The 12218-nt window shown below is 33.6% G+C and carries 6 protein-coding genes and 1 CRISPR repeat array; of the genes, 5 read left to right on the top strand and 1 reads right to left on the bottom strand.

Translation table 11 applies throughout. The features are described from left to right. Positions 1-75: 75 nt before the first annotated feature. Positions 76-6608: a CRISPR direct-repeat array (repeat unit 30 nt; unit sequence CTTTTTATCCTACCTATGAGGAATGGAAAC). Between the two features lie 821 nt (positions 6609-7429). The 5 genes from X927_RS04945 to X927_RS04965 all read left to right on the top strand — a co-directional run bounded on the left by X927_RS04945 (position 7430) and on the right by X927_RS04965 (position 11983). Further along, on the top strand, positions 7430-8197 hold the full coding sequence (locus X927_RS04945) for a DUF364 domain-containing protein (RefSeq protein ID WP_103076996.1): 768 nt from the start codon (positions 7430-7432) through the stop codon (positions 8195-8197). 48 nt (positions 8198-8245) lie between these two features. Continuing rightward, positions 8246-8761, top strand: a complete 516-nt coding sequence (gene cobO, locus X927_RS04950) for a cob(I)yrinic acid a,c-diamide adenosyltransferase (RefSeq protein WP_103076997.1) — start codon at positions 8246-8248, stop codon at positions 8759-8761. A 278-nt stretch (positions 8762-9039) separates the two neighbouring features. Then, the gene (locus X927_RS04955; RefSeq protein WP_146026579.1) at positions 9040-9534 is read left to right on the top strand and encodes a hypothetical protein; all 495 of its coding nucleotides are present in this window, start codon (positions 9040-9042) and stop codon (positions 9532-9534) included. Between the two features lie 82 nt (positions 9535-9616). Further along, positions 9617-10366: an ABC transporter ATP-binding protein gene (locus X927_RS04960; RefSeq protein WP_103076999.1), complete on the top strand. Its 750-nt coding sequence runs from the start codon at positions 9617-9619 to the stop codon at positions 10364-10366. Between the two features lie 21 nt (positions 10367-10387). Further along, the gene (locus X927_RS04965; RefSeq protein WP_103077000.1) at positions 10388-11983 is read left to right on the top strand and encodes a hypothetical protein; all 1596 of its coding nucleotides are present in this window, start codon (positions 10388-10390) and stop codon (positions 11981-11983) included. Here the strand turns inward: X927_RS04965 and X927_RS10245 are convergent. After that, the coding region (locus tag X927_RS10245) for a hypothetical protein (RefSeq protein WP_211287818.1) at positions 11959-12218 on the bottom strand (260 nt) is incomplete at its 5' end. The genes X927_RS04965 and X927_RS10245 overlap by 25 nt on opposite strands.

A 12218-nucleotide genomic window follows, 5' to 3' on the forward strand; every position in this document is an offset into this window, starting at 1 on the left:
CCATATTTGACAAGGAGCCAGTTTTGCTTGACAATCGTAATTTTTTATGATATAGTATTTATGTTTATCTTATGCCTTTTTATCCTACCTATGAGGAATGGAAACTTTTTTTATCTCTTTCATTTTTTACCCCCTTTATGCCTTTTTATCCTACCTATGAGGAATGGAAACCAATACAAACGGCATTGTAAAAGAGATTGATACGTCTTTTTATCCTACCTATGAGGAATGGAAACCAGGATCAGGCTTGAGCAACTCTTCCAACTGCTTAACTTTTTATCCTACCTATGAGGAATGGAAACTTAATAAAAATAAAACTATTATAAGCGGAATATATTCCACTTTTTATCCTACCTATGAGGAATGGAAACCTATGATTCGAGGGTAAATACTTTTAGGGATACAAACTTTTTATCCTACCTATGAGGAATGGAAACATCTCCCTTTCGGTAACCTCTAAAAAAGGCACTTCTACTTTTTATCCTACCTATGAGGAATGGAAACTTCAATTGGATACTTTCAAATATCTACGTGGAGGGGCTTTTTATCCTACCTATGAGGAATGGAAACATAATTTCGTTCGTGTATCTTCTGCAACTTCTTCACTTTTTATCCTACCTATGAGGAATGGAAACGAAACTCCGACGGCAATATTTGGAAGGCTTGACAATAACTTTTTATCCTACCTATGAGGAATGGAAACAATAATACGATTGAACAGTTTCAAAATGAGAATTTACCTTTTTATCCTACCTATGAGGAATGGAAACTTCCAAAATTTAGAGAAGGCATTAAAACTCGTATTCCTTTTTATCCTACCTATGAGGAATGGAAACTTCTATACGTAGTTGTACTTGTTTTTTGTTTATTTTCTCTTTTTATCCTACCTATGAGGAATGGAAACAATATGAAGAGAAAAAATCCGAGCAACTTATTACATTCTTTTTATCCTACCTATGAGGAATGGAAACCATTCAAGAAATGTTGAGACTGCAAACTCAAATAGACTTTTTATCCTACCTATGAGGAATGGAAACTTGTTTTGTTTAGCATTGTGTTCCAATCTTCTATATCCTTTTTATCCTACCTATGAGGAATGGAAACTCGTTATTGTATATTATTCCTTCCAGTGCATCCAATACTTTTTATCCTACCTATGAGGAATGGAAACTTCAAAACAGCTAACAATCCTTCATCTTTTCTTTTCAACTTTTTATCCTACCTATGAGGAATGGAAACTTTGCTTCTTCTACTATTTCATCAAAATTTATTCCCTTTTTATCCTACCTATGAGGAATGGAAACTCTGGATCAACGAATGGATCTGACAATTGCCCAGTAACTTTTTATCCTACCTATGAGGAATGGAAACCATGGCTCTTTATGACTTCGTGACAAGTTCCATTTCACTTTTTATCCTACCTATGAGGAATGGAAACTATGCTTTACTTCGGCTAAATCTTTCAATTCTTTTAACTTTTTATCCTACCTATGAGGAATGGAAACTAGTATCACTTGCGACTGATGGTTCTGGTGCACTCATCTTTTTATCCTACCTATGAGGAATGGAAACTATATTAGATGAGGTACATAAATATTCAGCCAAATCTTTTTATCCTACCTATGAGGAATGGAAACTATTTTTCGTGAATGTTTTGAATTGATTTTCAGCACTCTTTTTATCCTACCTATGAGGAATGGAAACTTTATATCCATTGCTATCACTGAGTACGTCTAATGCTTTTTATCCTACCTATGAGGAATGGAAACACTATTTGGGATTTGCTTTATTCCCATCCATGAAACACTTTTTATCCTACCTATGAGGAATGGAAACTATACTCTCCACTACTTGCTTTTTGAAAATTTTCGTTCTCCTTTTTATCCTACCTATGAGGAATGGAAACTCTTTTTCACCAATCATCAAGCCTTCACGGAAGAACTTTTTATCCTACCTATGAGGAATGGAAACCAACAGCATCAATCAGAACTTGATTTCCGGTGTCTACTTTTTATCCTACCTATGAGGAATGGAAACTTTTTCTACGATATGTTTATAGATCTCGTTGTTGACTTTTTATCCTACCTATGAGGAATGGAAACTTGCTACTTTGTGGTCGCAGAGTAAAATCTGCTTTCTTTTTATCCTACCTATGAGGAATGGAAACAAGCTGAGTTTCCAAGTCTCAAGTTCAAAGCTATTTGCCTTTTTATCCTACCTATGAGGAATGGAAACCTATCTTTATGCCGTTTTCTCCCTCCACTTCAATTGCTTTTTATCCTACCTATGAGGAATGGAAACAAATTACGATTGTCAAGCAAAACTTTGAGAAATTGTCTTTTTATCCTACCTATGAGGAATGGAAACTAAATAGTGTGTTTCAGCGTTTTCAAGCTATTTTTGGCTTTTTATCCTACCTATGAGGAATGGAAACAAATTTTCTAAAAATGATACTGGATGATTATCAAAAAATCTTTTTATCCTACCTATGAGGAATGGAAACTCTATTTGTAAACTCCCTTCAACTAACACTAAATAACCTTTTTATCCTACCTATGAGGAATGGAAACAGATTTATCTTTTCTGTTGGAGTTATTTTAGCGTCACTTTTTATCCTACCTATGAGGAATGGAAACTTAACAAAGTCATAATTGACAGGTCTCAGTTCATTGCTTTTTATCCTACCTATGAGGAATGGAAACAATATTTTGAATAGTAAACTAAAGAACAAAGAGCAACTTTTTATCCTACCTATGAGGAATGGAAACGCTAATAATGGAGTTATATAAGTATTCAAAGCGTCATCTTTTTATCCTACCTATGAGGAATGGAAACCACGATTGCTTTCTGTTTCTATTATAGCATAGATTAAACTTTTTATCCTACCTATGAGGAATGGAAACAAAGCAAGCTAAACGAGCTAACTTCTTTAATAAAAAACTTTTTATCCTACCTATGAGGAATGGAAACAAAGCAAGCTAAATGAATTAACTTCTTTAATAAAAAACTTTTTATCCTACCTATGAGGAATGGAAACACTGTTTTTCTAATTGTTCTAATTTTCCCTGCTTTCGTCTTTTTATCCTACCTATGAGGAATGGAAACTCGGATATATTCACACAACGGGGGCAAATTTGATTTAACTTTTTATCCTACCTATGAGGAATGGAAACACAATCAATAAATCATGAGCATTTTGAAATTCAAATCCTTTTTATCCTACCTATGAGGAATGGAAACTTAAGTACGCTTTTCTGTACGTCTTGAGGTCGTTGCTTTTTATCCTACCTATGAGGAATGGAAACAATTTTCTTTTGTTCTTATAATATTTGAAAGGTAGTTCCTTTTTATCCTACCTATGAGGAATGGAAACTTCAAAAAGTTGGTATTCCATATTCTTTGAGCTGTACTTCTTTTTATCCTACCTATGAGGAATGGAAACTTTCATTTTTGATTAAAACGGGTTTCTTATCTGGCATACTTTTTATCCTACCTATGAGGAATGGAAACATAAAAAAGAAATGGCAGAATTCTTATTGACAGATACTTTTTATCCTACCTATGAGGAATGGAAACAACAAAGAAATAAGAGAAATACTCCAAACTCCTGACTTTTTATCCTACCTATGAGGAATGGAAACATATAAATGTTGTAATCATTGAATTCGTGTTCAGCTCCTTTTTATCCTACCTATGAGGAATGGAAACCCCTGAATAAGTAATCAATAGTCCAGACGGTTTTAGCTTTTTATCCTACCTATGAGGAATGGAAACATAGCTTGTTTCAACTGTGCTTCTGTAAACTGCTCCTTTTTATCCTACCTATGAGGAATGGAAACTTAACACAGTAAAAAGGGCATATAGGCGTGATGTGTCTTTTTATCCTACCTATGAGGAATGGAAACTTAAAGAACTTGAAGAAGTTAAAAAGCTTGCTGGTAACTTTTTATCCTACCTATGAGGAATGGAAACTCTGTTCTAACATCTGAATAATCACGCTTTTTTAATTCTCTTTTTATCCTACCTATGAGGAATGGAAACTTGCTAAGTGAAATAAAAAGTGGTTCATTGCTTTTCGCTTTTTATCCTACCTATGAGGAATGGAAACATATATATGCCATCTTTATACATGTAAATTTCTTCCTTTTTATCCTACCTATGAGGAATGGAAACGAAGAATAAATTTCTATACCTTTGTCAAGGTTTTTCACTTTTTATCCTACCTATGAGGAATGGAAACTCAGGAGAGTACGACAACGCAGTACGTTTTGAAATGCTTTTTATCCTACCTATGAGGAATGGAAACTCTTTGAAACTTTTATTTTTTGCTTCCTTAAGTATTTCTTTTTATCCTACCTATGAGGAATGGAAACTTAGAAATGATAGAAGCTTTTAAATCATCTATTAAAACTTTTTATCCTACCTATGAGGAATGGAAACATTTGAGATTAACAATAGCAAGTACAGCACAGCGTATCTTTTTATCCTACCTATGAGGAATGGAAACAAAAAAGAATTATATTATTATAGCTTTCACTTTGTACTTTTTATCCTACCTATGAGGAATGGAAACCACCTTCTTTATAAAAGACTTATAAAGCTTGAAATAACTTTTTATCCTACCTATGAGGAATGGAAACTCCATTTTTTATTCCTCCTTTTTCTTTTTCTTACAATTCCACTTTTTATCCTACCTATGAGGAATGGAAACTTTTATAATAGACTGGTTCCATAGGTTTGCCTTGACTTTTTATCCTACCTATGAGGAATGGAAACTATTGATTTCCTTTTGTATCAGTAAGTAAATAACTTCCTTTTTATCCTACCTATGAGGAATGGAAACTACTTATGTACAATTTGCGATGGTAAATGAATATATAGCTTTTTATCCTACCTATGAGGAATGGAAACATCAATTTCATATCAATTTAAGAATGACGATAGCAAGCCTTTTTATCCTACCTATGAGGAATGGAAACTTTTGAAAAAAGGGCTCACAGAAGAACAGGCAGAAAACTTTTTATCCTACCTATGAGGAATGGAAACTCTTTCTCAACTTCTGAAATCCGCATTTAATGAGACTTCTTTTTATCCTACCTATGAGGAATGGAAACATTTTAGAAGAGCTTGAAAAAATAGAAAGTCAATTTAACTTTTTATCCTACCTATGAGGAATGGAAACAAGTTTCTATTCACAGCTATTGTAAAGTTTGCAAATGTCTTTTTATCCTACCTATGAGGAATGGAAACAATCAAGAACTTGATTATATTAACAAAAAAATTTTTCCCTTTTTATCCTACCTATGAGGAATGGAAACTCCATTCAGGTTTCAAAATTTGAATTAATATCGTAACTTTTTATCCTACCTATGAGGAATGGAAACATGTATTTTTAGAAAAAATAGAAAAAGAAGATTTACTTTTTATCCTACCTATGAGGAATGGAAACATAAGTGGAGGATTTAGCAAAGAGGAAGTTATACAACTTTTTATCCTACCTATGAGGAATGGAAACATCAAACTATTAAAATATTCTTCTGCCATTTTTTCATCTTTTTATCCTACCTATGAGGAATGGAAACGCGTCAAATCTTCTAATTGGCAAAGCTTCGCCTTTCCTTTTTATCCTACCTATGAGGAATGGAAACAACTTTCCATCGCTAAAAACTTCTACAGCGTTTCTACTTTTTATCCTACCTATGAGGAATGGAAACAATCAAGAACTTGATTATATTAACAAAAAAATTTTTCCCTTTTTATCCTACCTATGAGGAATGGAAACGAGGATCGTATTGAAGAACTTTCTAATACAGAATTACAACTTTTTATCCTACCTATGAGGAATGGAAACCTAATATTTTTTCACCTATGTTCAAATTTAGACCACTGCCTTTTTATCCTACCTATGAGGAATGGAAACCTGAATACTTTCAAAAAATACGGGTTTCTTGGAATCTTTTTATCCTACCTATGAGGAATCGAAACACTTTTAGTTCTTTGTGGTCGGCAACAGAAGATTATCTTTTTATCCTACCTATGAGGAATGGAAACTTGCTAAATTGCTCAAAGTTTGATTTGTTATTCCAGCTTTTTATCCTACCTATGAGGAATGGAAACTGAATTTACTGGAAAAATTAAAAGAGGAGATAGAATGGCTTTTTATCCTACCTATGAGGAATGGAAACATATTTGAAGAACCTAAAAAACGGAAGCGAGGTCAACTTTTTATCCTACCTATGAGGAATGGAAACACAGCAAGGACTTTGCAACTCAGACCACTTTGTCAGCTTTTTATCCTACCTATGAGGAATGGAAACTAGAGTAACTTTTTATAGACCTATTCATTTCGATCCTCCTTTTTATCCTACCTATGAGGAATGGAAACCTAATATTTTTTCACCTATGTTCAAATTTAGACCACTGCCTTTTTATCCTACCTATGAGGAATGGAAGGTAGGAGCGAGGAATGGAAACATTTCATCTTCATTTATACCTTCTAACATTCTATCCTCTTTTTATCCTACCTGTAATGAATGGAAACCTCTGAGGAATTAAATTAATCGGTATCGGATAATAATCTTTTTATTCTACCTATGAAGAAGGAAAGGGTTGGAGAGGAATGGAGGGTGAGGGAAAAAATGGAAACAGTACAATCTTCATCTTCCGGCAATTTCAAGTAATGTTCTTCCACCTTTTAAGCAAGCTTTGATAAATTGAAGGAAGGGAAGCAAAGTTAGCGAACGTAAGCACTTTTTTCTACGTCTTTTTGATTTGAAGAATAGAAGATAGCCTAAGAGTTTAGACCTCGTTGTAGATTATTCTTAAGCTTCTACGAAGTATCCCCTAAATTTTTAATCACACTTTAATTAATGGAAAATACGAATGAAGCGGGTATTGATGTCTCCCCTTTTGCTCTAAATAATGTAAAATGTAGATAAAGCAGAAACTACATTATACTAACTTGCTGAGGTTCTATACTGTACAGTCCAGCCTTTTAGACAAGCTTTTATAAAGGGAAAGTAGGAAAGAAAATAATGCCTGCAAACATGAGGCATTTTTCTCTTTTCTTTACTTTGAAAAAGATTACAAATAGAGGGGAATAAGGGAAGCGATATTATCTCTCATTTTTTTATTCTAACAATAAGAAATAAAAACAGTTTTTAAAGCAACTTTCTTGTTTCTTCCCTTTTTTTCTTATCCTAAGAGCAAATCCACAATCAGATAAAGAAAAATATTTAAAGTATTACAATAGAAGAGCTAAAGTAGTTATTGATTTAGCTATCGAAGGCTAATACAAATTAATGAATTTTTTTAGGTTTTTAGATGATATAATGGGGTTGAAAACAAATTATCAAAATCATGGGAAATAGGAAGAAGGAACATTTTTAATATTTCAATAGTTAAATAACTCACTAAGAAGGGGATCAGGATGATAATTGAAAGAGTTATAGAAGAAGCACAGCCTTATTTAGAAGGATTAAAGATCAAAGATGCGGTTATAGGAATTTCACTTGTTGGTTTGGAACTTAGTAATAATTATATGGGTGTAAGTTATGTTCTACGTGAGAATTTAAAATCAGGTTGCTCTATTTTTCCGTATGCTCAAGATATTATTGGTAAAGATAGTTTAGAAATTGCCGAATGGGCTCTAACGGGTCAAGATGATCTGCAAAGGTCTATCGGCGTTACTGTGTTAACAGCAGCTTCACGCTCCCTTCCTTTGGTTGATGTAGATACTTCTATTCACCCCTTTTCTATTGAAATCACACCAGAGGATAATGTTTGCTCGATAGGCTATATTCCTCAAGTTGCTAATATGTTCAATGGAATGGTCAAAAATGTATTTATTTTTGACCGTGGAGTTTCGCAAAAAGGTGGCATTTTTGGTAAAGTCCTCCCTGAGGAGAAACAAAAGGACATACTTCCAAAATGTGAAATTGTTTTTTTAAGTGGGACTACTGTTATAAACCACAGCCTAGAGTATCTTTTAAGTTTATGCAAAAATGCCCGAGAGATAGTTTTAATTGGGGCATCGACCCCGATGTTTCCCGATGCGTTTGTTGGAACAGGGGTAAGTATTTTAGCAGGTTCTTGGTGGGATGAAAGGGAAAAAGACAAAATCTTTCGAAATATTTCACTCGCAGGGGGTATAAGCCAGATATCCAAATTTGCAATTAAAAAGAATGTAAGGGTATAAAAAAGCTTGTAAGAAAATAAATTTTTAGCAGAGAATGAGGTGGCTGAGATGGAACAATCTTTCGTTCATGTTTATACTGGCAACGGCAAAGGCAAAACAACAGCAGCTTTAGGGCTTTCTGTTAGAGCGGCACTTGCGGGCAAAAAAGTCTTTTTCGCGCAGTTTATAAAAGGCATGGAGTACAGTGAGTTGAAAGTGAGCCAATATATTAAGAACATCGAAATTCAACAGTTTGGTAGAGACTGTTTTATATACAAAAAACCTACAGAAGAAGACATAGAGGCAGCCAGTAAGGGAATGGATGTTTGTGAGAAGGTTTTAAAAGGCGTTGAATACGATTTGGTCGTGTTGGATGAGTTAAATATTGCTTTATACTACAAGTTGATTCCGCTGGGTAGAGTTATAAAAGCGATCAGAGAAAGAACTCTAACAATAGAGGTTGTAATAACTGGAAGATATGCCCCAGAAGAAATTATAGAAATTGCGGATTTGGTTACCGAGATGAAAGAGATTAAACATTATTACAACCAAGGTGTTCAAGCAAGAAAGGGTATAGAGTTTTAAATAACAGTAAGAATATCAATAAACAAAGTTTCTTCGAAGGTCAATTATTTTTGGTATTCAAAATATAATTTCCTGTTTTATTTTATTAATATGCATAATAAAAAAATAATGGTATAATAATATTAACAATAATATTTTGGTTCAATTCAGACAACTTTAGAGTGTTAATCAAGAGATGGATGCGAAAATTGATTTAAAGTTTCTAATTTGGTTCAATAAAAAAGGAGGAGATTTTTATTTCTAATTATCCAAATTTTCACACAGTGGCTATCGAGTATATGAATGATTCAAATTTAGTACATGAGGACCATCTTCACCCTGAAGTTATTTTGTGGGTGAATTTTAGTGAGGAATCTAAGAAAGAATTTTTGGAGAAGATAAAAGAACTTGATGAAGAATTGGCTCAGGATATCAACGATCACTTGTCACAATTCAAAGTTGAAGAAGAAGTCGTCCCCGTTAACTTACCATTAGATGTCGATAGTGAAGAAGAATTTGACAATTTCATGTACTTCTTAGGTGAGTTGGCAGAGATCGTTGATTTAAAAGCGTATTCAGTGATTACTGAGGTGTCACTAGCCGAAGAAGAGAGCGAGAAAGAAGATTCTGGAGATCTATACGATTTTCCGGCAATATTCAGCGAAGAAAAGGAAGGTAGCTGTTATTTAACGGTGTTCGATTGGGATTTAAAAGAAATGGAAGAGTATTCTGGTAAGTTTGAAAAAAACGAAAAAGAAATTGAAGGTTTAAGATTTCCTTTCTTTCAAAGCTAACACAATGGGAAAACCCTCTGGAACCAAAAAAGAAGGGTTTTATACTTGTTAAAATAAGAACGAAGTAGAGGGGGGATTAACTTTGATAAAAGCGATAAATTTAACAAAAAAATTTAAAGATTTCACTGCTGTTGATGGAATCAACTTAAACGTAAAAGCAGGTGAAATTTATGGTTTTCTTGGTCCCAACGGTGCAGGGAAAACTACAACGATAAGGATGCTCACAGGAACATTAAAACCAACCTCTGGTCAAATTTTCATAATGGATAAAGATTACAATAATTACGAAATGGAGATAAAAAGAGAAATTGGAGTTGTGCCTGATGAACCAAAAATGTATGAGAACCTCAAAGGTAGTGAGTATATAGAGTTTGTAATGAACGTATACAAATTAAATTCAGATGAAATTCATTCCCGATTCAACGAAATATGTGATGCCTTTGGGATAGATTACCTTAACGATTACATAGGTGATTATTCTCATGGTATGAAACAAAAATTAATGGTTGCCTCAGTTTTGATGAGAAAACCAAAAGTGATTTTTTTAGACGAGCCAACTGTAGGTTTGGATGCCCGAGCGGCGAGGATACTCAAAGAACTTTTACAAAAATACAAAAACGAAGGCTCTTCGATATTCTTTACGACGCATATACTTGAAATAGCAGAAAAGATGTGTGACAGAATAGGAATCATCGATCACGGTAGAATCCTTGCTGAAGGTAATTTGGAAGAGTTGAGATCTCTCTCTAAACTCGGGAATAAGAGCTTAGAAGATATTTTCTTGGAATTAACAGGGGGTAGTGAAGTAAAAGAAATAATCGATGAACTTTAGTGGGGAGGTTCTGAGACAATTATGAATGAATTGAAATTGTTGTTAAAATACTCCTATAAAAACAAATCTCGACCGACAAAAAATAAAAAAGGAATAGAAAGAAGATCAGGTATGATCTCTAGTATAATGAGTTATCTGATAGTCCCAATAATTTTTTTAGTTGTTATCATTCCAACGATGCTTGCAGCCGCAGGTTCTTTTAATTTAAACATTCCGTTGAATCAATTAGGTTTGGATTCTAATTATACTTTGTTAGAACTAATGTTCGCACCTTCCTTTTTACTTGTAAGTGCCATTTTTGTTTTACAATTTTCTCCATTAATTGTAACTACGTTTTTTGATAACGATATGATGGACATCCTTTTGACCATGCCTATTAAAAGATCCACACTCTTTTTCTCTTCTACGATAGATAGTTTAATTATGTCTGGAATAGGAAGTGGTGCTTTTTTATCAATCGTTGTCTCGTATATGATTTTGAAAGGTTCAAATGTAATTCTATCTATCTTGGGTATTATAGGGTTTTTTCTTTTTTTGATATCTATATCGATTGTAATAGGATTAATTATGTCTTTCTTTGTTGGTAAAACATCTGCAAAAAGAATTGCACAATTAACTTATTTCATAGGCATTATCTTTATGGTCTTAATACCGCAATTTCTTCCAATGATGATGACCAACGATCCAGAAAACCTTGTGGAAGGCATGGGGAACTCCCTTAATATTTTTATGAACCCTCTTTGGCCACATGCTCAATTCATCAATGCTATTAACGGCGACATCTTTTCTCTTGTTTTCATCTACGCTGTTTCAATATTGTTCTTTTACTTGATATACAGATATGCGAACAAACTTGATTTTTCAACATCGAGAAAAAAATCAAAGGTTAAAAAAATTGAAAAGTTTAAAACCAAACGTCTTCCTCTTTTTGAAAAAGATAGAAAACTTCTTTTCAGGAATTCCCAATTGATCTTTATGATGATTTATCCGGTAGTATTGCCGTTCATATTCTTTTTCACAGGTATGCAAGATTTATCTTACATAGCGATGTTTTTTGTGTTGATAGCAGCAGACTACTCTGCCATGATTTCTGCGTATATGTTGACTGAAGAAATAAAAATCTGGCCCGTTCCAAAGTTATTTCCTTTCAAAACAAAAACTATGGTGAACTCAAAAATAATGATTTCTACAGGGCTTTATACTATTGAGTTTATAGCTCTTACAATAGTTTTCTCAATTCTTTTAAAATTTAATTTCTTTGATTTAGTATTAATAATTCCTACCGTCATATTATTGTACTATTCATCACTGTTAGGAACAAGAATCTTTCTCAGTGATCCCAAAAGAGATATATCCCAAATGAACAAGGTTTTCAAAGGGAAAGAAGTATTGGTTATAGAATTGATAACAATGGGGTACGCTGCGGCTATTTTTGGCTTGCTATTTTTTTATGACCTAATGTTAGCCCAAGGTCCATTGTGGATCTTCAAAAATATCAGCATGCAGCTTACTTCTCTAATAATACTTGGAACAGTAGCGGTGCTATTGTTTGTAATTGTAAGGTCTATTGGAAAAGAACAAAGAAAGATAAATCAGTACATAGAAGCAATGGAATAACATTCCGTTGGTGGATCTAAAAATTGTATTGAATTTCTGTGATACTTTAATAAACCCTCTATGGAAATTGTAAGAGGGTTTTTCTTATTTTTTAGAATGTGTGCTATCATATAATTTAGTAGAGTTTTCCTATAACGCGTGAGAAGCAGTGATAGGAGAAGTTCTTCTTCCTTAAAAGTGGACTGCGGAACGATGGGAGAAGTTCCTCCTTCTAATGGGTGGGGAGCGGGGCAAA

This window comes from Petrotoga mexicana DSM 14811, from assembly GCF_002895565.1.
GTDB classification, from domain to species: Bacteria; Thermotogota; Thermotogae; order Petrotogales; family Petrotogaceae; genus Petrotoga; species Petrotoga mexicana.